16 protein-coding genes and 2 pseudogenes are annotated in these 20,431 nt (G+C 73.0%); 5 read left to right on the top strand and 13 right to left on the bottom strand.

Annotated features, from left to right (window positions below; all coding sequences use genetic code 11):
* Positions 1-188: 188 nt before the first annotated feature.
* The 6 genes from ACIQI7_RS38415 to ACIQI7_RS38390 all read right to left on the bottom strand — a co-directional run bounded on the left by ACIQI7_RS38415 (position 189) and on the right by ACIQI7_RS38390 (position 6,212).
* Complete coding sequence (locus tag ACIQI7_RS38415) at positions 189-1,493, bottom strand: RNA polymerase sigma factor (protein WP_401119366.1); 1,305 nt, start codon at positions 1,491-1,493, stop codon at positions 189-191.
* A complete protein-coding gene (locus ACIQI7_RS38410) occupies positions 1,493-1,912 on the bottom strand; it encodes a YciI family protein (RefSeq protein ID WP_401119363.1) in 420 nt (139 codons plus the stop codon). Before ACIQI7_RS38410 ends, ACIQI7_RS38415 begins: the two co-directional genes overlap by 1 nt.
* A gap of 318 nt (positions 1,913-2,230) precedes the next feature.
* Positions 2,231-3,082: a DUF1206 domain-containing protein gene (locus tag ACIQI7_RS38405; protein ID WP_401119360.1), complete on the bottom strand. Its 852-nt coding sequence runs from the start codon at positions 3,080-3,082 to the stop codon at positions 2,231-2,233.
* Positions 3,083-4,076: 994 nt separating this feature from the next.
* Positions 4,077-5,174 carry a hypothetical protein gene (locus ACIQI7_RS38400; protein ID WP_401119358.1) on the bottom strand — a complete coding sequence of 366 codons (1,098 nt, stop codon included), beginning with the start codon at positions 5,172-5,174 and terminating at the stop codon, positions 4,077-4,079.
* A gap of 65 nt (positions 5,175-5,239) precedes the next feature.
* Complete coding sequence (locus ACIQI7_RS38395) at positions 5,240-5,524, bottom strand: hypothetical protein (protein WP_401119356.1); 285 nt, start codon at positions 5,522-5,524, stop codon at positions 5,240-5,242.
* Between the two features lie 349 nt (positions 5,525-5,873).
* On the bottom strand, positions 5,874-6,212 hold the full coding sequence (locus ACIQI7_RS38390; protein WP_401119354.1) for a hypothetical protein: 339 nt from the start codon (positions 6,210-6,212) through the stop codon (positions 5,874-5,876).
* 30 nt (positions 6,213-6,242) lie between these two features.
* Between ACIQI7_RS38390 and ACIQI7_RS38385 the strand changes: the two are divergent.
* Together ACIQI7_RS38385 and ACIQI7_RS38380 are read left to right on the top strand one after the other, a co-directional pair.
* Positions 6,243-6,689: pseudogene (locus tag ACIQI7_RS38385) on the top strand (transposase family protein); the annotation flags it as partial.
* 115 nt (positions 6,690-6,804) lie between these two features.
* The gene (locus ACIQI7_RS38380) at positions 6,805-7,494 is read left to right on the top strand and encodes a Ku protein (protein ID WP_401119368.1); all 690 of its coding nucleotides are present in this window, start codon (positions 6,805-6,807) and stop codon (positions 7,492-7,494) included.
* Positions 7,495-7,537: 43 nt separating this feature from the next.
* Here the strand turns inward: ACIQI7_RS38380 and ACIQI7_RS38375 are convergent, their stop codons facing one another.
* From ACIQI7_RS38375 to ACIQI7_RS38365, 3 genes are all read right to left on the bottom strand, one after another.
* Positions 7,538-8,029 (bottom strand): hypothetical protein, encoded by a 492-nt coding sequence (locus tag ACIQI7_RS38375; RefSeq protein ID WP_401119352.1) that lies wholly within the window; start codon positions 8,027-8,029, stop codon positions 7,538-7,540.
* A gap of 339 nt (positions 8,030-8,368) precedes the next feature.
* On the bottom strand, positions 8,369-8,710 hold the full coding sequence (locus ACIQI7_RS38370) for a VOC family protein (RefSeq protein ID WP_401119350.1): 342 nt from the start codon (positions 8,708-8,710) through the stop codon (positions 8,369-8,371).
* A gap of 438 nt (positions 8,711-9,148) precedes the next feature.
* Positions 9,149-9,559 (bottom strand): ester cyclase, encoded by a 411-nt coding sequence (locus ACIQI7_RS38365; protein ID WP_401119347.1) that lies wholly within the window; start codon positions 9,557-9,559, stop codon positions 9,149-9,151.
* 127 nt (positions 9,560-9,686) lie between these two features.
* Between ACIQI7_RS38365 and ACIQI7_RS38360 the strand changes: the two genes are divergently transcribed.
* Positions 9,687-10,310 carry a helix-turn-helix domain-containing protein gene (locus ACIQI7_RS38360; RefSeq protein ID WP_401119344.1) on the top strand — a complete coding sequence of 208 codons (624 nt, stop codon included), beginning with the start codon at positions 9,687-9,689 and terminating at the stop codon, positions 10,308-10,310.
* 129 nt (positions 10,311-10,439) lie between these two features.
* On the opposite strand, the pseudogene ACIQI7_RS38355 reads toward ACIQI7_RS38360, so the two are convergent.
* The 4 genes and pseudogenes from ACIQI7_RS38355 to ACIQI7_RS38340 all read right to left on the bottom strand — a co-directional run bounded on the left by ACIQI7_RS38355 (position 10,440) and on the right by ACIQI7_RS38340 (position 16,683).
* A pseudogene (locus ACIQI7_RS38355) lies at positions 10,440-11,370 on the bottom strand (IS5 family transposase).
* 1,232 nt (positions 11,371-12,602) lie between these two features.
* Positions 12,603-13,967, bottom strand: coding sequence for an NAD(P)/FAD-dependent oxidoreductase (locus ACIQI7_RS38350; RefSeq protein WP_401119342.1), 1,365 nt, complete (start codon positions 13,965-13,967; stop codon positions 12,603-12,605).
* A 767-nt stretch (positions 13,968-14,734) separates the two neighbouring features.
* Positions 14,735-15,433, bottom strand: a complete 699-nt coding sequence (locus tag ACIQI7_RS38345) for a response regulator (RefSeq protein ID WP_401119339.1) — start codon at positions 15,431-15,433, stop codon at positions 14,735-14,737.
* Positions 15,430-16,683, bottom strand: coding sequence for a sensor histidine kinase (locus ACIQI7_RS38340; RefSeq protein WP_401119337.1), 1,254 nt, complete (start codon positions 16,681-16,683; stop codon positions 15,430-15,432). Before ACIQI7_RS38340 ends, ACIQI7_RS38345 begins: the two co-directional genes overlap by 4 nt.
* A 200-nt stretch (positions 16,684-16,883) precedes the next feature.
* Between ACIQI7_RS38340 and ACIQI7_RS38335 the strand changes: the two genes are divergently transcribed.
* Together ACIQI7_RS38335 and ACIQI7_RS38330 are read left to right on the top strand one after the other, a co-directional pair.
* A complete protein-coding gene (locus ACIQI7_RS38335; RefSeq protein ID WP_401119335.1) occupies positions 16,884-18,458 on the top strand; it encodes a serine hydrolase domain-containing protein in 1,575 nt (524 codons plus the stop codon).
* A 1,014-nt stretch (positions 18,459-19,472) separates the two neighbouring features.
* Positions 19,473-19,892, top strand: coding sequence for a hypothetical protein (locus ACIQI7_RS38330; protein WP_401119332.1), 420 nt, complete (start codon positions 19,473-19,475; stop codon positions 19,890-19,892).
* Positions 19,893-20,431 lie beyond the last annotated feature (539 nt).

The raw sequence follows: 20,431 nt of genomic DNA, 5'->3' as shown, positions 1-20,431 counted from the left end.
AACCCGGTCGCTCCCACCGGCGGCCAGGCGTTCCACCCGGACGCCGTCTACCGCATCAACGTGGACACCGACGGCGACCACCGGGCCGACATCGCATACAGCTTCGTCTCTCTTCTGCCCGCCTCCTCCAGTGACCCGGAGGTAGCCCGTGCCGGTCGGCTGCGGGGTGCGGCGTCCGGATCGGGCCGTCAGTCCAGGGCGGCCAGCTTGTCCAGCAACACGGCTCTCTCAGGGGCGTTGTTGCACAGGCGGACGGCCAGTTCCAGCTCGGCCCGGGCCTCGGCGGTGCGGCCGAGCCGGACCAGCAGCTCGCCGCGCACGCTGGGGAGCAGGTGCGAGCCCGACAGACGGCCGGAGACGAGCAGGTCGTCGACCAGGGCCAGTGCCTCGCACGGTCCACTGGCCATGGCGACGGCCACGGCCCGGTTGAGCTCGACCACGGGTGACGGGGTGACCCGGCCGAGCGCCTCGTACAGGAGCACGACGCACTCCCAGTCGGTCTCGGCCACCGAGGGCGCCGTTGCATGGCAGGCGGCGATCGCGGCCTGCAGACCGTACGGCCCCAGACCCCGGCCGAGCGCGGAGGCCCGGCCGAGGGCGGCCAGGCCGCGGCGGATCGCGGAGCGGTCCCACCGGCGGCGGTCCTGGTCCTCCAGCAGCACCGCCTTCCCGTCCGGGCCGGTTCGCGCCGGGAAGCGCGCGGCGGTGAGCTCGAACAGCGCGAGCAGCCCGTGCACCTCCGGCTCGCGCGGCAGCAGGGCGGTCAGCGTCCGGGCCAACCGGACGGCCTCGTAGGCGAGATCCGGGCGCAGGAGGTCGTCTCCGGCGGTCGCGGTGGAGCCCTCGGTGAAGATGACGTACAGGACGCTCAGGACGGCGCCCAGCCGCGCGGACCGGTCCCCCGGGGGCGGCAGTTCGAAGGGGACGCGGGCGGCGGTGATCGTCTTCTTGGCGCGGGTGATCCTGGCCTGGACGGTCGGTACGGGCACGAGGAAGGCCCGGGCGATCTCCTCGCTGGACAGGCCGGCCACCACGCGCAGCGTGAGTGCGACCCTGGCCTCGGGTGAGAGGACCGGATGGCAGGCGATGAACATGAGCGCGAGGACGTCGTCGTCGACCCGGTCCGGATCCCACGGCAGGTCGTCCGGCACCGCGGACGGGGCCTGCGCGCCCGGGCTGAACTCGCCCTCCGCCAGCGGGCCCGCCAGCAGGGCGTACCGATCGTCGAGCGCCGACCTGCGGCGGAAGGCGTCGATGGCCCGCCGCCGCCCGGTCGCCAGCAGCCAGCCCACCGGGTCGGTGGGCGTGCCGTCCCGCGTCCAGGCGACGAGCGCCTCCGCGACCGCTTCCTGGGCGACGTCCTCGGCGAGCGCGAAGTCCCCGGTGTAGCGGGCCAGGGCGGCGACGATCCGCGCGGACTCGATCCGCCAGACGGCCTCGACGGCCCGCCGCGCCGCCTCCGCGACCGGCGGGCCGTCGACTGCTTCCGGCATCAGAGCTGGCCGGTCCGCTCGCGCCACGCCCGCTCCTTGACGATCCACTCGTTGTCCTGCGGGAACTCGTCGATGCCCGGCACGCGGCGCACCTCGCACTTCGAACCGGGGACCGCCGGCAGACGCTTGGCCCACTCGACCGCCTCCTCCTTCGAGGCGACGTCGATCAGGTAGAAGCCGCCGAACAGCTCCTTCGTCTCGCCGTACGGCCCATCGGTGACCACCGGCGTCTCGCCGGCGAAGTCCACCACCACACCCTGCGACGGGTCCTCCAGGCCCTCCGCGGCCACGAGCACGCCGGCCCGGATCAGCTCCTCGTTGAAGCGGCCCACGGTCTCGAGCATCTCCTCGAAGGGCGTGGACATCATCTTCGCCATCGACTCGTCCGTACCCCGCATGATCAGCATGTACTTCGCCATCGTCGGCCTCCTTGAACAGGGATCGTCCCTCGACCCTCTCAGCCCAAGGTCGAACGGCGCAGCCACCGATCGACACGACCGAAGAATAATCGTCGACCCTGATCCCTTAGCCCCGCGGGCCGGGCGGTGGGGCTGGCGAGGCTGCCGGGTCCGCCGTCGATGGCCGCGGTCCGAGAAGCGATGTCCCTCTTCCCCTCGCGCAGGAGGCGAGCGGGAACCACGGCGTCCTGGCGGCCTGCCAGGGCGATGGGTCCGGCGCCGGTGACAACCCAGCTCGGGCCCGGGGCCAGGTGCGAGGGCCTAAGGACCAGCAGCCCGTCAGATCCGGCGCCAGCGGACCGAGGCGAAGGAGAAGCCGCCGAACAGCACCAGGCCGAGCGCCACCAGGACCAGCAGCCAGGGGCCAGCCGGGGTCTGACTGAAGCTGCGCAGGGTGTCGTCCATCCCCTTAGCCCGGTGCGGGTCGAAGTGGATCGCCGCCACCAGGACGAACACGCCGGCCCCGACCAGGATCACCCCGCGGGCGAGGTTGCCGCCCACGCCCAGGGCGGTGACACCGGTGCGGACCGACCGGCCCATCGCCGCGGTGTTCAGTCGCCGTAGGAACCGGCGCCGCAGCGCGCTCACCGCGATGCCGACGCCGATGCCGACCACCACCAGGCCAGCGACCACCACCAGGATCCGGCCGGGCGGCAGGCGCAGCGCGGCCGCCGTCCAGTCCCTGGAGGCGCTGTCGCTGTCGGAGCCGCCGCCGCTGCCGGTCGCGTAGGCGGCGGTGCCCCAGCAGACCGAGGCGTAGAAGACCGCGCGGCCGGCGTTCAGGACGCGCTTGCCGACCTTGCCCTCGTCGCCGCGGCCGGTGATCGCCAGCGCTCCGCGCCAGAGTGTCATGCAGGCGAACCCCACCACCAGCGCCCAGAGCATCGCCGCGCCGAACGGCTGGGCGGCCACCTGGCGCAGCGCGCCCTGCCGGTCCGCGTCACCGCCATCGTGACCGAACGCGATCCGGACGGCCAGCACGCCGATCAGCGTGTAGACGACGCCGCGGGCGACGAAGCCGGCCCGGGCCGCCGTGCGTACCGCCTCCCGCCGCAAGGGGCGCTGAGCGGCTGCGCTGGTCGAGCGGCGACCGGAGCCCGCGCCGCGGGGCTGAGCATGCATGGGGGCCATCGGGGTTCTCCCTCGCAGTCGGCTGCGCGACGCGCAGGCTGACCCACCGTCTGCCCGCCCCGCCCCGGCGCACGCGCATCCGTGGGCAACCGGTCACGAGGCTGGCGTCGACCCCGCCTCCAGCTCGAGGTCCGGATGCAGACGGCCCGCTCAGGAGCACAGGTGTCGAGGTACACGTCCCGATGCCCAGCCAGGTACACCGGAACGTGCCCAGTCGCGGGGCGGCTGCATGATGCCGGTCCCTAGCGCGGCCCGTGGCCGCAACTGAGATCACGAACCTATACCCGAGGAATCGGACGGGTGGCGGACCGTACGACAGCAGCCGGACGGCGGACAGCCGCGGCCAGGGCAGCGGACAGCGAGACGGATGGGGCGAGCAGAACGGCGACCCGGCAACCGACCGTACGGCAGCGGACTGGCTGGGACGGCGGCAGCAGAGCCGGGGGCGCAGCGGCCGGGCCGCCGGCGGGCCGTCACCCTCCAGGCGGCCGGGCGAAGGGACGACAGCCGGCGGCCCTGGGCGTCGGCCAGCACTTCCTGGACCGCCGCGTCCATTCCGGTGCCGCTCCTGCGACAGGTACCGGGAGGCGGAGCATCGCCGGGCCCGTGCTCCGGGCGCGCAGCCTGCGCCGTGGTCTCGGCCGGTCCTTGGTCGTAGGCCATTGAGCCGAGGGCGAGGGTGACAAGCGGCCAGACCATGGCGGAATCCGCCGGGCGGTGCCGCGGACCAAGGCGACCCCGAGCACTCCGGTTCCCACGCCTGCGGTGCAGGCCGGCACCCTGGGCAGGAGGATTCGCAGCCACAACACCCGGCGGGTGGTGCGCAGGCTCGCAGCTCGGCCCCGGTGGGTGTCGGCCGGCGGAAGCCGGTGGGTGAGCCTGCGGGCCTCGCGGCGGACGTGCGCGCCGAAGGCCTCGGTGGAGCTGGCGAAGGCCGCGGTGTTCGACCAGCCGTAGAGGGGCGGGCGAGGTCGCTGGGGGTGGCGGAGGCCGGTCAGGCCCCCGACCACTGGTCCATGGTGGCGGCCATCCACCGAGTGTGCTCGGCGACCGTAGTCCGGAGGGAGGGGAAGTCGCGGTCCGGGAAGCAGGCTTCCACCAGGCCGTAGTACGGGGCGTTCGTGGAGAGCCTTGAGGCGAGGTGCTCTGCGGGCGTGTAGTGGATCAAGGTGTTGCGGAAGTGCCGTGCCTCGCCGCTGCGGATCTCGGCGCTCACGGGGTGGTCGAGCATGGTGGCGAGCAGCGAGCGGGATTCCGGCCCCAACGCGTTCTCGTACTCGTCCCTGAGCTTCTCCAGGCTGGACAGCACGTGGTAGAGCGTGATGTATCTCAGCTTGAAAACGGTCTCGGCGGAAGCAGGGTTGTCGTCGTCCCGCAGCATGGCGTCGAGAACATTGAGGAAACACTGGAAGGCGGTCAGGGAGACCTTCATCTTCTCGGGCAGGCCGGCATCGAAGATCCGGTTGAAGTGGCGCTCGGACCGGCGATCCCGGTCTTGAACCGCGTCGATGCTGTTCATGAACGAGGGGCCACGCCAGGGCAGGTGCCCGGCCGCTTGGCTGATGTACGCGCTCTGGGCCCGAGCCACGGCTGAGAGTTCTTGCCTAAGTGCGGGGAGGTCCTGCAGGGCATCGGCGCGCAGGGCCATGGCGAACGCGACTGTGTGGGTGGTGGCCACGAGCCGGCCTCGGTAGCGGAACTCGCCTAGGTCCGTCTGCAACCAGCGCGCGGGCGGGAACCAGGTGTTGCCCAGGAACGCCTGCCGTCCCTCGTCGATGATGCGTGCGAACGCGTCACCCACCTTGTCCAGGCCGGTCTTGGAGTCGTCGAAGAACTTGACGCTGAGCCGCGCCCTCTGGATGGTCTCCTCGTGCTCGTAGGCCAGGGAGGCAGCGAGTCCGGGGTTGTTGACCTTCAAGGTCCTGTACGACTCGTGGATGATGAGCGACAGGTAGCTGTTCATGCAGAAGATCGGGACGACGGCCCTGCCGGTGTCCTCGACGACGCATTCCAGGAAGCGGCGGCAGAACGCAAGGTCGCGCTCGATGAGGAGACGCGCCACGTCCTGCTTGATCCCGGCTCCAGAACTCATCGAACCCCCCGTGCCTTTCCTGATCTGGGCTTTCTACCAGGTCGTCCCGGCCAGAGCGATGAGTTTTAGAGGCGGGCCCGGACAGGGAAGTGGGCGAGGGTGAGGGACTGGTCGCGGACGGCGCACTCGGGGCCACCGTCGAAGGCCACGACGTACGGCCACGGGGTGAGGCAGGGGCGGGCGTGGGTGATGACGCCGAGGGTTCCGACGGAGACGTCGCAGCACACCCTGGCGCAGCGCGAGGCCAGTAGGTCGGTCGCTCCTTCCTGGTCGAGGGCGAACAGGGGGTGGCGGTCGGCTTGGTCTACGACGCGCCGACCTTCGCCCAGGCCGGCCCATCGGGCCGGCACCGCCGGACGCCACCACCCCACCCGGCCCGCCGCAGGCGCCAGCGGGACCCGCGACGACCGGCCGCCATCACGTACGCCACCAGTAGAGAAGGGCCAGGAGAGGTCGTCAGGATTTCCTCCCCTCGATAAGTGTCGGTTGGAGCGCAGCGGCCGCGAACAGGTTGCGGGCCGTCCGACATTGCTTGCGGGCCTGCGGCCGGAGGCCGGGGCGGGAGACACGGACAGGCCTGAGACCCTGGTGGTGGCGCGCCGCCGCTCTCCATTGCCCGCGGCGACGCGCCGTTCCCGTCGAAGGCCCCCGCGCCCGTCTTCGGGTGTGGGGGCCTGTCGTGTCCCCGGGGCCGGGTACTTACTGGCCGGTGGACGGGGCGTCGGCGGCCATCCGGCGCAGCAGGAGGAGGCGGTCGGCGGTGCCGGGCGGGGTGGGGTGGCGGTGTTCGCCGGTGGTGGGGTCGAGGTCGGCGCGCCAGCTCCTGACGGCGTGGCGGGCGGTGTTCGTCCGGTCGGCGGGGAGCAGGGCGATGGGGAGTTTGAGGCGGTGCAGGGCATCGTGGAGGGGGCCGAGGTCGGCCGGGGTCCAGTGCAGGACGGTGCGGTCGGCGAGCAGGGCGGCGAGTTCGGCGAGGGCTTCGGCGGGGTCGAGGGCGTGGGCGGGGGCGCCGGGGGTGCGGGGGCCGGTCAGGCGCACGGTGTGGTCGTAGAGGGTGGCGCCGGTGCGGTCGACGGCGACCAGCCGGGCGGCGACCGAAGCGTCGGGGCATCGAGCCGCAACTACCGGTTCTCCGCGAACGTGCAGGTCGTCATCGACGCCGACACCCGCCTCGTGGTCGCCACCGCCCGCCCCGTGCCGGGCAACAGAGCCGACGCCCACGCATGGCGGGCCTCCGACCTACCCGCCACGTGCGCGGGCACCACCGTGCTCGCGGACGGCGCCTACCTGAACACCGGCCTGGTCGTCCCCCACCGCAAACGCGCCGGCCGCCCCCTGCTGCGAGCTCAGGAGGAGGACAACGCCGAACACCGCCGCGTACGTGCCCGCGTCGAGCACACCTTCGCCCGCATGAAGAACTACAAGATCCTCCGGGACTGTCGGCAGAAAGGCGACGGCCTGCACCACGCGGTGCAGGCCGTCGCCCACATGCACAACCTCGCCCGAACCCGGTGAACCAGCAGGTCAGAGCGCATACCGACCTGCCCACACCCGGACTTCTGGAACAAGCTTTAGGACCGTCCCAGCGAAACGCCCAAAACGGACACCAGAGACCAGGGCTGTCGAGGCCCTGGAGCACGCCGGCAAGGCCGGGCTGGCGATGTTCGCGATGCGCGGCAAGGAGTACCTGACTGCGATCCGTTCCGAGAACGGCCTCCTGGAGCTCCACACCATGCACTTCGCCGACGAGGTCCACAACCCCCGCCGCGAGGTCGACAACCTGCCGGAGAAGACCAAGCTGACCGCGCAGGAGGTCAAGACGGCCGAGCAGCTCATCGGCATGCTCGCCATCGAGTGGAAACCCGACGAGTGGCACGACACCTATGAAGAGCAGGCCAAGAAGCTCGTCGAGGACAAGCTCGCCGGCCGCGAGATCGCCGTCTCCGCCGGGCCCGCCCCCGAGGCCACCAACGTCATCGACCTCATGGACGCCCTGCGCCGCAGCCTCGAAGGCGCCCGCAAAGGCGCAGACGCCGAGCAGCCGCCGGTGAAGAAGAACGCCCGCAAGGCCCGGGCATCGTCAGCCGCCGCCTCCCCCAAGCCGACCGGCGGCAAGAAGAGCACCAGCTCCCGCGCCGCCGGCACGACCACGGCGAAGCGCACCAGCGCCACCGGCAAACGCCAGCTCTCCCAGCTCACCAAAGCCGAGCTCTACCAGCGCGCCACCGACCTCGACATCCCCCACCGCTCCACCATGACCCGCGACCAGCTCCAGCACGCCCTCGAACAGACCGGACGCCGCCACCGGGCCGCGTCGTAGCCCGCAGAGCACGACGTTCGCCCCGCTCCCGCAGGCCACCCAGTCACGTCGGACTGCGCAGGCAACGCATCGTATACAGCCGCAGGCCTTCGGCACCCGAATGCACGAGCCTGAGGCGCGGACGCGGTACGAGCGCTGCTTCCCTCGGGGCCGGCTCCGCAAGGGCGTGCAGCATCATCCGACCAAGCGGTCGCACGGCCCCAAGGCGGCCATCGGCGACGAGCGCGCCAAGAGCCTTCTGGGGGACGGCCCTGATGGTGCGGCGGCGTCGGGCATCCACGTTGCCGACCTTCCGGGGGCCTTCGGCGCGGGCGTCGAGGGTAATCTCGGGGGCCTCCAGCGCTTCGCCCACCAGGCGACGGATCTCAGGGTTAGAGGCAAAGAAGAAGCGGGGGTTAACCCGGTAGCTGCCCGGGTCCGGGTGCTCAACCAACCGAAGGGCCTCCAGCCGGGCCAGGGCCTCGTACGCGGTGGAGGTCGAGGTGCCGCAGTCGTGAGCGATCTCCTCGACGTCGGCCGTGATCGAGGCGAACACGGCACCGTGGCTGGTGAGCCATTCCAGAACACTGCGCTGGCTGGGCGGACAGGTTCAGCGTGTAGACGGGCGGCATGCCAAGGCTGTCCGGGTCGAAGTCGCCATGGTGGCTGTGGGTGGCGGCGCTCATCGGGTGCCTCCGTTCGTCGTGCTCCTGGCTGCGGCCCCAGGGGGTGGGGCGAACCGGTCCGCTGACCGGCGACCGGCCGTGCCCGCGCTCCCGGCGCCCGGGTCCTCGGTGGCCGGGAGCGAGGTGCGCAAGCACGGCCGTCCACCGTGGTCGGCCGTGCTGGTCGCAGTCATCGCCGAACGGCTGCGACCAGCACTGTGGCACTGCTCTCAGTGGACGCAGAACTCGTTGCCGGCCGGGTCCTGCAGCACGGTCCAGGTGAGGCCCGGGACGCTGTGCTCGCCGACGACACTCGCACCCAGAGCGACCAGCCGCGCCACCTCCACCGTCAGGCTCGTACCGGGCGCGGCAGCGAAGTCGACGTGCACCCGGTTCTTGCCCCGCCGCGCCTCGGCCACCCGCTGGAAACCCAGTGCCACCGGCTCGGCCTTGACAATGACGAAGTCGCCGTGGTCCTGGGCGATCTGCCCTCCCAACGCAGTGGCCCACCATCGGGCCAGCTCCTGCGGTTCCGCACAATCCACCGTGATCATCACTGCCGTCAGATTCATGATCGTCACCCTAGCCACGGCCACCGACAACCGACGGCGCCGAGCGAAGCCGAGCGGCGCCGAGCAGGGCCGGGGTGGGCTCCGGCTGCGCCGGGCCGTGGGGAGAGCACGTGGTGCTGTCGTGCTGTCGCGGCCCGGGCCGAGGAAGGGGGATCCGGGGGCATCCGGGCTGGGAACGGACGGCGACAGCGGTCCGAGCGGGACAAGGGACGCGACAGCACCTGGGCAGGGCCTGCGGCCCTGGCAGAGGCCGGCGGACAGGACGACCGCGGAGCGGGCCCGGGGCGAGGAGGCGGCGGCCGAGCAGGGGAGCAGCAGGCCCGGGACGGCGGCGCAGCAGGCGGGCAGGCTGAGCAGCGGGGCCAGGGCGGCGCAACCTGACTGCTGGCAGATCAGCCGGATGTGCGCCGCCCGTCGGCGGTGTGGGCGGTATCCGGGTCACTCGCCCTTGAGCTGCTGCACCAGGCCGAGCCGGTCGATGACGGCGTGCCGCTCGCTGATGCGGTCGCCGACGAAGCGGAACAGGGCGAAGGCCTCCGTGCTGACGCGCTTGCCTGTGGCCGGGACGCCCATCAGCGGGCCGGTGTGGGTGGCCGTCATGCGCCAGCGGATGACGACGTCGTCGCCCTCGCCGAGCAGGTCGAGGATCTCGAACGACGGGTCGGTGTGGGTGGCGTGGACCTCTCGGATGGCGTCTTTGAAGCCCTGCGGGCCCCGCACGTTCTGATGCTTGCCCTCGCTGGTGGCGAAGTCCGCGGTGAACAGCTCGTCGGCGACGTCCACGTCGCCGGCTTCGAGGGCCTTGTAGAGGCGGCGGACGGCGTTCTTGCGGTACTCGACGGTGGTCATAGGTCCCCTCCCGAGACGGATCCGAGCGGATCGCCGAGCGACTTACTGAGCGATCCGTCAGTAAGTTACCCTGTTCCTGAGCAATTACTCAAGAAGTCGGGGCGACAGGGAGAGACGGAGGCCGGAGATGGCTCAGGCGCGAAGCGGTCGGCCCTCGACCGGGGTCCGGGAGGCGCTGCTCAAGGCGACCGAGGAGGCGCTCGGGGAGGCCGGGCTGGCGCTGTCCACCAAGGAGATCTCCCGCCGGGCGGGCGTCGCGGAGTCGAGCATCTTCTACCACTTCGGCGACCGGCTGGGCCTACTCCAGGCCGTCATAGGACTGCACCTGCCCGCGTTCGCCGACGCGGCGGCCGTCCTCGGCGCGCCGGAGGGTGCCGCCGCGGAGGCCGACCCCGGCGCCGAGCTGGAGGCCGACCTCGCCGCCCTGCTCGCCCGCCTCGAACGGTTCTACCGCCGGATCATGCCGATCCTGGGCGCCGTCCAGTCCGACGCCCAGCTGCGCGGGTTGCTCGCCAAACGCGGCGGCGAGGTCGGCCCGCACCTCGCCCTCGGGGCGGTCGCCGACGCCGTCCGGGCCCGCCAGGCAACCGGCCGGCTCCCTGCCGCGCTGGACCCGTCCGCCGCGGCCCTGCTGCTCGTCGGCGCCGCCCACCAACGGGCCCTGCACGCCCACTTGCTGGGGGAGGCCGCAGCCCGCTTCCTGCCCCCGGTGGCGACCGTCGCCTGCACCTTCGCCCGGGCCTTCCGGTAGCGCACCCCGCCGGGTCCAGCCCGGGCCGGCTAGCGGCCCCTCTGACGCCGCAGCTGATCACAATCTGTAGCCAACGCGCGAGATCGCCAACCGTCGCTGACCTTCGCCAACTAGGAGTTGTCCGGGCGATCATGTGCGGAGCCAGATGACGAGGGTCGCGGCGGTGACGGTGCCGAGGTAGACGTAGCCGCGTTTGTCGTATCTGGTGGCGACCGCTCGGCGTGCTTGAGCCTGTTGATGGCCCGTTCGACGGTGTTGCGTTTCTTGTACCGCTCCTCGTCGAAGCCCGGTGGCCGCCCACCGCGTGAGCCCTTGCGCAGGCGGACGGCCCGGCTGTCGGTCTTCTCCGGGATCGTGTGCCGGATGCCGCGCCTGCGCAGGTAGGCGCGGACGGGTCCGTTGCTGTAGGCCTTGTCGGCGGCCACGCTGTCCGGCGTCTTGCGGGGCCTGCCCGGACCGGTCCGCGGGATGCGGATCTTCTCCAGCACGGGCTCGAACCGGGTGCAGTCCGCCCGCTGCCCCGCGGTGACGACCAGGGACAGCGGGCGGCAGCGGCCGTCCGCGCTCAGGTGGACCCTGGTGGTGAACCCGCCCCGCGAGCGGCCAAGGCCCTCGCCTCCAGCACCACCTCCACCAGGCGGGCGAGGAGGCTCTGCCACGGCGTCCCGCCCTGGTGTTCGCCCGGCCCAGCCCCCTTTGACGCCAGGACCGGCGGAGGGTCGGTGCGGGCACCCGCCGCGTGCTGGTGGGCCCGCACGATCGTGGAGTCCACCGAGACGTCCCAGTCGATGTCGCCGGCCGCGTCCGCTTCCGCCTGGACCTGCTGGAGCAGGCGCTCCCACGTCCCGTCGGCCGACCACAGCCGGTGGCGTTCGTAGACCGTCTTCCACGGCCCGAACCGCTCCGGCAGATCACGCCACTGCACACCCGTCCGAACCCGGTGCAGAATCCCGTCGATCACCTGCCGATGATCCCGCCACCGGCCACAACGCCTGTTGCTGACCGGCAGGAACGGCCGCAGCCGCTCCCACTCCGCATCCGTCAGATCACCCCGCCCCATGCCCGAACCAACGAGCAAGGCAGGCGATAGTCACATGATCGGGCGGACAAGTCCTAGTTGCGCTCGTTCGGCGGCGCAGGAATGACGATCCCGCACCGGCTGCTCGGACACCACCGAAACCGCGAATTGTCGTGTGTCCGGTGGTTTTGCTGCTCGCGCGGTCAGGTTGTCCGGTCGGCCGGCGGCGGGCAGCACCGCCGGAACCAGGACGCTGCCCACGGCGCGGCGGCCCAGCAGAACCGGCCAGCGAAGCAGCCGGAACGGCGGCAGCCGGAACGGCGGACGGCCGCGGCCAAGGCGACGGACGGCGGCAGATGGGACGGCGGCGACGGGACCGTACGACAGCAACCGGGCGAGGTAGGCGGCGACGAGCGGGGCGCAGCCGAGCGCGCGTTGCAGGGCGCAGCCGTCCGGGCGGACCTGGACGGCGACAGCGGGCGGCGGCGGGGCCGACGACCTGGTCGACGAGGAGGGCGACGAGCAGGCCCGGGGACCGGGACAGCGGCGAGCAGCACCACCAGAACCACCGAGCAAGACGTCGGACGCCGGCCCGGACACCGAGCAGTTCGCCCTACGGCACGTCCGCGAGCACCTGCTCGACGCCGGCCGGATCCACGCCACCTTCGTCACCGGCGCCCGTCGGCGCGGCAAGGCCTGCGGCCCGCTCAACTTCCTGCCTCCCCCTAGCTGCCGGTCGCTGGCGGTGGGGTGTACCGGCCCGCCGCCGAGCGCGCCTACACCGACGGCGACGGGACCGTACGACAGCAACCGGCCGGCGACTACCGGATGGAACGCAGCGGGTAGGCCCCCGGCCAAGGCGACGGACGGCGGCGACGCCGGCACCGGAACGGCGGGACGGGCACCGGCCGGCGACTACCGGGTGACGGCCGCAGCAGCCCCGGACGGAACGGACAGCGAGCAGCAGGGCGGTGACAGCGGACGGCCGGACGGAAGCGGCGGCCGGACGGCCAGGCACAGCGGCCCGGTGGGCGCCCGGCGGGGCGCAGCGGCCCCCGACCGCGGCCTGACGACGGCTGCCAGGGCCATGGCGGGACGAGCAGCGGCCGGGCGGGAGGACGGGCGGGGCGGGCACGGCAGCGGCGGCCGCAACGGGTGGGCGACGAGCCAGGAGGGATGCGCGGACGAGGGCTGCTTCGTAAGACTCGGCGGTCTTGTCGTGGCGGGTGGCGATCTCACGCCACGCCGTCACAGATCAGCCTCCGCCCGGACCTTCAGGAGTTCCCGCGCCTGCCACGACGGAGCGCCCGGCGGGCCAGCGTCTTGCTGCCATTGAAGAAGTCGTTGAACCGATCCAACCCCCAGACGGCTCGGAGGACGAACGGCTGCATCAGCAGTGACATCGATGGTGAGTACTTCGAAGCGTCCGACCAGATGCCGGCAAGGTCCTCCGGCATTTCACCGTCGACGATGTAGTCGGCGAGTTGGTGGGCCACGTACGGCACCTGGCAGAGGCCGTGGCCGTTGCAGGCCATCGAGTAGAAGACGCTGTCGCCCACCCGCCCGGCGACGGCCAGCCAGTCTGGGCTGACGCCGATCCAACCGCCCCAGGCCCGCTCGATGGCCACGTCGGACAGCGACGGGAACCGGTTGGCCAGATCCTTCCCCATGTCCTGCACGACACTCGGGTCCGGGAGCCGGTCCGGGAGCGGGTAGGTCTGGCCTCGCTGCGCCTGGCGGACCCCGCAGACGATGGTGTTGCGCTCGGTGAGCCGGTAGTGGGTCATCAACTGGTGCTGGGTGATGATGCCGGAGCGGCTCGTCCAGTCCAGCTCGGCGAGCCGCTCCGGCGCGATGGGTTCCGACTCGATCTCGATGACGTACAGCGGCGTCGCGAGGTTCTTGGGCGTGATGTCCCACTCGCCGCCGTAGACGCTGGTTGCGAGCACCACCTTGTTGGCCCGCACGGTCCCGTGCGGTGTCGTGATCTCGACGGTGCGCCCGGTCCGCCGGACATCGCTCACCCGCGTCCGCTCGAAGACCTGGGCCGAGGATGCGAGCAGCGCGCGACGCACACCACGAGCGAGCTTGCCCGGGTTCAGCATCCCGCCGATGGATTCACGCATACCGCCCACGAAGCCGGCAGGAAGGCCGAGCTCTTCTCGGCTGCCGACGGTCCCGTGCCCCCCGAAGGCGCGCACAATCGCCGCCTGGGTGCGCACCCTGAGCATCATGAGGGGTGAGACCGCACCCCACACCAGGCCGTTCGCCACGTAGTCGCAGTCAATGTCGTGCGTCTTCATTAGGTCTTCCACGTAGCGGCCCGCGTGCTCCGCCAGTCTGGTCATGACCGGCATCTTCTTCGGGGACTGGAGGGTGAGCATCCGCAGGTCGCCACCCGGCGCCCCGGCGATCTGACCGCCGTTGCGCGAGGCCGAGCCGTAGCCGCAGAACTCGGCCTCCAGCAGGACCACGTCCTGGCCACGCTCCGCGAGGCGCAGGGCAGCCGCCATGCCGCCCATGCCACCGCCGATGACGGCGATGTCACAGGTGAGGTCGCCATTCAGCGCGGGCCGTACGTCGTCCGGTGGGTCGATCCAGCCGGTGAAGTCGCAGTATTTCGTGCCGTCGGTCCTCATGCTGCCCTGATCTCCTTTTAGGAGGGTCTGTCCTATTTAATGCTCCGCGTCAAGGCACGCTCGGCATGAACCTCGCCTGCGGCGTCACCTCGTACCTCACTGTCGCCAGCCAACGGCCGCGGCGAAAACGACAGTGAGCACCTGCTTTTCCTGAGGACGGTGCACGGTGCACAGGCTGGCCGTGTCCATGTGCTCATACGCTGCGAGCGGGAATCTCCCGGATCGGCGCAGCCGCGCCCGGGCGGCAGCCGGGTGGAGCACAGCCCAGCGGGTGGGCACCACCGGTCAAGGCGACGGACGGCGGCAACGCCGACACCAGGGCCGCAGCCGACGGGATGCACGGCGGCCAGGACGGTCCCGCCCCGCCATCGTCCCGCTCCGGCCGGCAACTACCGGCTGCCGCACAACCCAGGGGACGGCGGCAGCGGAGCCGGGGCACGCAGCGACCGGGCGGCCGGCGGGCCGGCACCTTCCAGGCGACCTTGGCGAAGGAACGACAGCCGGCCCGGCAAGCGCGACGGCAAGGCCTGCCACCACGGACCGGACGGACGGCGGAGCAACAACGGTCCGGACCCGCCCTCGCTCCGGCCGGCGACCGCCGGCTGCGGCACAGCCCAGGGGGGCGGAAGCAGCCCAGCATGAGCCGGGCCAGCGAAGCAGCCGGGACGGCGGACGGTGGACGGCAGCCGCGGCCGGACGGAAGCGGCGGCCCGGACGCCGGACCTTCGGCAGGTTGAGAGCGGCGGCGCTGGTGTGGAGCCAGGCGTTCACCCGCCCGGCGGCTCCCGGTGGGCCCACGGCCGCAGCGGCTCGTCCATGTGGCCATGGCGGTAGGCCCAGGCGGCGAGCTCGACCCGGTTGCGGACGTCGAGCTTCAGCTGCGCGGCGGCGAGGTGCTTCTTGACCGTGCCGAGGGAGATGTACAGGCGTTCGGCGATCTCGGCGTTGGTAAGCCCCTCGGCGGCGGCCCGGACGGTCGTCAGCTCGCGCTCGGACAGCGGGTGCCGGACCGAACCGGGGAGCGGCGGGCGCGCCCGGTGGGAGGTGAAGTGCCGCAGCAGGCGGACGGTGATCTGCGGGGAGACCATCGCCTCGCCGCGTGCGGCGGCGCGCACGGCCTCGATGAGCATGGTGGGGCCGGCGTCCTTGAGTAGGAAGCCGACCGCGCCGCCGTGCAGGGCCTCGTGCACGTACTCGTCGAGGTCGAAGGTGGTGACGACGATGACGCGCAACGGGTCCGGGACACCAGGGCCGGCGAGTCGGCGGGTGACGTCGAGTCCGGTGATGCCGGGCATCCGGATGTCCAGCAGGCAGACGTCGGGGCGGTGGTGCTCGGCGAGGCGAAGGGCCTCGATGCCGTCGTCGGCCTCGGCGACGACCTCGATGTCGGGTTCGGCGTCGAGAATGTAGCGGAAGCCGGTGCGGACCATACGCTGGTCGTCGGCGAGCAGGACGCGGATGGTCATCGCAGCGCCGCCCCGCCGGTTGCCGGAGCCGGCCGCCCGGGCCGGTCCGCCGCGCCGGGCAGGCGGGCGGTGACGTCCCAGCCGGAGCCGGATACGGCCGGTCCGGCGTGGAAGGTACCGCCGAGCAGCTTGGCGCGCTCGGCCATGCCGATCAGCCCGTAGCCGTCCCGGTAGCCGTCCCCGGCGGGGGTACGGACGGGGCCGCGGCCGTCGTCGTGGACGTCCAGGCGCAGCCACCCGCTCTCACCGTGGACCCGGACGGTGATCCTGGTGGCGCCGCGGGCGTGGCGGTCGGCGTTGGTGACGGCCTCCTGGGCGATCCGCAGGACCGCGGCGGCGATCTCGGCCGGTGCGCCGTCCAGTTCCTCCTCGCCGCTGACGGCGATCTCGGGGCGGTGGCCGTTGCCGGATCGGGCGAGGGCGGTGAGCCGGCGGCCCGGGGAGTCCGCGTCCTGGCGCGGGTGTTCGCCGTCGCGGAGCGCACCGACCAGGCGGCGCATGGCGGTCAGCGCGTCCGCCCCGGCGTGCTCGATGTCGGCCAGGGCGGTGCGCAGCAGTTCGGGGTCGCGGGCGGCGATGTGCTGGAGTGCCTGGGCCTGGACGACGATGCCGGTGACCTGGTGGGCGACGACGTCGTGGAGGTCCCGCGCGAGGGCGTTGCGTTCCTCGCGCACGGCGCGTTCGATGTGCCAGGCCCGGCGCTCTGCTCGCCAGCGCAGCAGCAGGCCGGGGCCGAGCAGCACCAGCACCAGCAGCGCGTTGTCCACGTCGTACGGCCCGCTGGCGCGCCCGGCGGCGGCCAGCAGGGCCGCGAAGGAAGCCAGCGCCGTGCCCGCGATCACCAGCGGCCGGCAACGGCGGGCGACCAGCGAGAGCAGCAGGGCGAGGGCGAGCGCCTCGGTGAGGCCGATCGGCCGGTGGCCGGTGGGCAGCAGCCGGTAGCCGACGGAGGCCGCGAACGAGACCAGCAGTGCCCCGGCGGCAGCTGCCGCCGTTCCCGTCCCACCGGGACGGTGGGCGGGGAACGGGCGCAGCGCCCAGAGGACGAGCGATCCCATCGCGGCGCCGGAGACGAGGAACAGCGCATCGCCGGCGGGGCCCGGGCGCATGCCCCACCAGCGGTCGAGGTCGGTGAGCAGCGCCGGCAGCAGGGCGATCGCGGCGAGAAGGGCCGGCATCGGGCGGGGGCGCCGGGCGGCGTGGACCTCGCGGGCGGAAGCGGGCGGACTGGCTGCCGGTCGGTTGTGCATGCCGCCACCGTATGCGGGCGCGAAGGCGCCGGGGGTGACCGATCGGCTACTTCGAAGCGGGCCGGGTGGCTGCTGCGCCACCCCGCTGACCTGGTCGAACGTGAAGCTCGTCCATCCGCGGCCCGGTCCGCCGGTCGCCGCCCGCACCTCTTGGAGGAAGCCTCGTGCCCCTGCCCGGTACCATCCCGCCCCCTCACGGCATGGCTTCCGGCGACGCCGGCGTCCGTCCGCGGCCTGCCCGGCCCGGCGCAGCCGCGCGCTGGACGGTCGTCGCCGCCGCCGTCGCCGCGCTGGCGGCCTTCGCCGCCGGTCCGCGCAGCGCTCCGGTCGCCGCCCACCGCAGTGGTGACGCGGCGTTGGCCGAGCGGGTCGCCGGGTTGCTGCCGGACGGCCAGGGCGCGGGCGGCTCGGTGGGCGTCTCGGTCGCGGTCGTCGACCACGGCACCGTCACCAGGACCGCGCTGGGCACCACGGACGGCTCGACCCCGGTCAGCCCGGACACCGTGTTCGAGACCGGCTCGGCGCAGAAGGTGCTCACCGCGAGCCTGCTCGGCAGCCTCCTGGACGCCGGGAAGATCAGGCTCACCGACACCGTCGGTGCCCTGTGGCCCGAGTACTCCTTCGCCGATCCGGCGGTGGCCGGCATCACCGTCGAGCAGCTCGCCACCCACACCGCCGGCCTGCCCTCCTTCCGGCCCGACGGCTTCGAGTTCCCGCTCGCGATGGCCGGCTACCTCCTGGGCGGCAACGGCTACTCGGTCCTCCAGGACCCGGTGCGCGCGCTCACCGGTCTGTCCGGCTTCGGGCCGAAGCCGGACACCGCGTTCTCCTACTCCAACCTCGGCTACGCCGTCCTCGGCGAGACCCTCGCCAAGGTCGACGGCCGCGACTACCCGACCGCCCTGCGAGAGCGCGTCCTCGCACCGCTCGGCATGGACCGCACCACCGTCCGCACCACCCCCGGCACCCCCGACCGGGCCGCCCTCCCCTTCCACACCGCCGGAACCCCGGTGGTGCCGTGGACCAACCCCGGCTGGGCGGCGGTCGGCACCGGCACCTGGACCACCAGCTCCGACCTCGCCGCCTTCCTGGCCGCCAACGCCGCCCCGAACCCGCCCGCCGCGCTCGCCCTCACCCACACCCCGCACGCCGTCGTCGCCGACTACGCCGACCGCGATGGGCACATCGGCCTCGGGTGGCAGCTCTGGAACACCGGCGGCACGACCGTCAGCTGGCACAACGGACTGACCAACGGCTCCCGCGCGTTCGTCGCCCACACCACCGACCAGCGCGCGGTGGTCGTCCTCACCAACTCCACCCGCACCCCGGCCGAGAAGATCGGCTTCGCCCTGCTCGGCATCAACACGCCCGAGTTCAACGAGCCCCAGACCCCGCACCCCGTCCTGCTCGCCGCCACCGCACTGCTCGCGGCCGGCGCCCCCGCACTCGCCCTGCTCGGCACGGTGCGGCCCCGCCGCACGCGCTTCTCCCGCCCCCTGGACCGCCTCAAGGCCATCTCCCTGCCGATGGCCGCCGCCACCTGCTGGCTGCTGGCCCTGCGCACCGGTGAGTGGGGACACGTCCCGGGCGTCCTGTGTTCGATCGGCGCGGGGCTGGTGGCCGCCACGGCCGCCGAGTCCGTCCGCCGCTGGTCCGCCCTGCCGACGGCTCGGGGCCGGTACCCCTGGCTGCGCGTTGTCACCTTCGCACTGCCCGTCCTGCCGCTGGCCGTGCTGTTCTGCACGACGGCGGTGATCGCCGCCGACCTGCCATGAGCGGGCCCCTGAGCAGTACCTGGCCCGCACGCTGACCCCGGCCCGCCGCCCAGGCGGCAGACCCCCGGGTCGCCGACCGTACGCCGTGCCGCAGGGCAGCGGCGGTCGCCGCCCTGCGGGTTCCCGGGACTACCCCAAGGCGGCGACGCGGCCTGGTCCGGATGCCGGACCTTCGGCGAGCGCGGCGTCATCGGGCGTGGCGGTGACGGTTCCGTCTGCGGCCGGCAGCCACAGCTCCGCGCTACGGGAGCGGGCCGCCGACCCGCGTCCGGTGACCGTCACCCGCGCTCGCCGTTCGGCGAGCTTCCCCCACCCGTCGCCGAGTCCGCCCCACCGGCTCGCGGTCACCTGCCGGGGGTGATCAGGACGGTGCCGGTGCGGCGAACCGGTCGAGCGTGCGGGCCGGCAGGGTGGTGGGGGCGGCGAGGACGATGGGGCAGGCGGCGGCAGGCGCGGCCCCAGCCGGTGCAGCGGGCGGTGACCGTGCGGTGCTGGAGAGCGTCGTAGCCGTCCCCGAGCCCCGCGCAGGCAGAGCCACTGACGGTGAGGCGGAGCCCGGCGGTGCCCGGCCACGGGTCGAGGGTCAGAAGCGTCGTGCCCGTGGTCCGAAGGCGCTGTTCGAGACGGGCGAGCTGGCGCGGTGCGGTGGGCTCCGGCGGGGCGCAGGATGATGGTGTCGCAGGCGCCGGCGAGGACGGAGGCGACTTCGGCCCAGTGGTCGCCGGGGTCGTCCGCCAGCAGGGTGCGCTCCCAGGGCAGGCCGTAGGCGCGGGCGGCAGCGAGGCCGACGTCGGCCCAGCCGATGATCGCGGTCCACAGAAGGCCGGACGCGGCGGCGGGCCGGCCGCGATCGCGAGCAGCAGGCCAGGGTCCAGGACCTCGACGACGGCTCCCTTGGGCAGGCGCCCATCGGGTAGCAGGGGCTCCAGGGCGGCAGGACCGGCCGGGTCGCGGCCTCGACCCGGGCCTGGCGGGCTGGTCTCCTCCAGCAGCGCCGCCAGCCGTTCCTCGCGCGTGGGCGCAGCCGTACGGGCGGACCTGGACGGCGGCACCGGGGTCGACGCCCTGGTCGACGAGGAGGGCGACGAGCAGACCCCGGGGACCGGGACAGCGGACGGGCAGGACGTCGGACGACGCCCGGACACCGAACAGTTCGCCGTACGGCACGGGCGCGAGCACCTGCTCGACACCGGCCCGATCCACGCCGCCTTCGTCGCCGACACCCGCCAGCGCGGCGAGACCCGTCGGGCGGCGACTACCGGGTGGCGGCCGCCGGCCTCGGACAGCTGGCGGACCGTAGAACAGCGGACGGACCGTAGGACAGCGGACGGACCGGGACGGCTGCCGGGGGGGCACGCCGACGTCGACGGGACCGTACGACAGCAACCGGGCGGCGGCCGGCCAGCCAGTCGGCAACGCGGGCCCGGACGGTGAAGGGGGGATGTCCACCGTCCGGACCCGAGCTCTCACCCACCGGTCCTCTTCTGACCCCGATCCGTCCCCACAAACCCTCCAGCACCGGAGCTGACGGGCGTCAGCGCGGGCGTGAGCGGGAACAGCGCGCGGCCGGAACAACGGCCGGACGGCGCGGGCGGGAGGACAGCCGCGCCGGCGACGGTGTCCGGGCGGCTGACGGGCCGCCATGCTGGCACGACGAGCAGCGGCCGGGATGGCGGCAGGCCGGGCGGGACGGCCGCGGCAGCCGGACGGAACGGGACGGGACGGAACGGGACGACGGACGGGCGGCGGCCGGGCGGCGGCCCTACGAAGGCATGCAACTCGGCTTGAACCGCAGCTTGCGCGCTGTGCGGGACGGTGCCCTCGGGCCGCGCACGGAGGAGTTTCGGTGAATCGCATCGACGATATCGGCAGGTTCCTGTACTGGTCCGAGCGACAGGTTCGCACGCTGGCTGCTGACAACGGGATCACACTCGGGAAGGGTGAGCCTCTTTCACCCTGTGCTGAAGGATGAA

Source organism: Kitasatospora sp. NPDC092039 (assembly GCF_044756065.1).
In the GTDB taxonomy this organism is placed as follows: domain Bacteria; phylum Actinomycetota; class Actinomycetes; order Streptomycetales; family Streptomycetaceae; genus Kitasatospora.
This window is presented reverse-complemented; position numbering and strand designations above follow the sequence as displayed.

What these genes read in the sequence shown, in the direction of transcription:
- ACIQI7_RS38370 (WP_401119350.1), bottom strand. Translation starts at nt 8,710, where the DNA reads ATGAATCTGACGGCAGTGATGATCACGGTGGATTGTGCGGAACCGCAG.
- ACIQI7_RS38365 (WP_401119347.1), bottom strand. Translation starts at nt 9,559, where the DNA reads ATGACCACCGTCGAGTACCGCAAGAACGCCGTCCGCCGCCTCTACAAG.
- ACIQI7_RS38360 (WP_401119344.1), top strand. Translation starts at nt 9,687, where the DNA reads ATGGCTCAGGCGCGAAGCGGTCGGCCCTCGACCGGGGTCCGGGAGGCG.
- ACIQI7_RS38405 (WP_401119360.1), bottom strand. Translation starts at nt 3,082, where the DNA reads ATGGCCCCCATGCATGCTCAGCCCCGCGGCGCGGGCTCCGGTCGCCGC.
- ACIQI7_RS38345 (WP_401119339.1), bottom strand. Translation starts at nt 15,433, where the DNA reads ATGACCATCCGCGTCCTGCTCGCCGACGACCAGCGTATGGTCCGCACC.
- ACIQI7_RS38340 (WP_401119337.1), bottom strand. Translation starts at nt 16,683, where the DNA reads ATGCACAACCGACCGGCAGCCAGTCCGCCCGCTTCCGCCCGCGAGGTC.
- ACIQI7_RS38415 (WP_401119366.1), bottom strand. Translation starts at nt 1,493, where the DNA reads ATGCCGGAAGCAGTCGACGGCCCGCCGGTCGCGGAGGCGGCGCGGCGG.
- ACIQI7_RS38335 (WP_401119335.1), top strand. Translation starts at nt 16,884, where the DNA reads ATGGCTTCCGGCGACGCCGGCGTCCGTCCGCGGCCTGCCCGGCCCGGC.
- ACIQI7_RS38400 (WP_401119358.1), bottom strand. Translation starts at nt 5,174, where the DNA reads ATGAGTTCTGGAGCCGGGATCAAGCAGGACGTGGCGCGTCTCCTCATC.
- ACIQI7_RS38410 (WP_401119363.1), bottom strand. Translation starts at nt 1,912, where the DNA reads ATGGCGAAGTACATGCTGATCATGCGGGGTACGGACGAGTCGATGGCG.
- ACIQI7_RS38350 (WP_401119342.1), bottom strand. Translation starts at nt 13,967, where the DNA reads ATGAGGACCGACGGCACGAAATACTGCGACTTCACCGGCTGGATCGAC.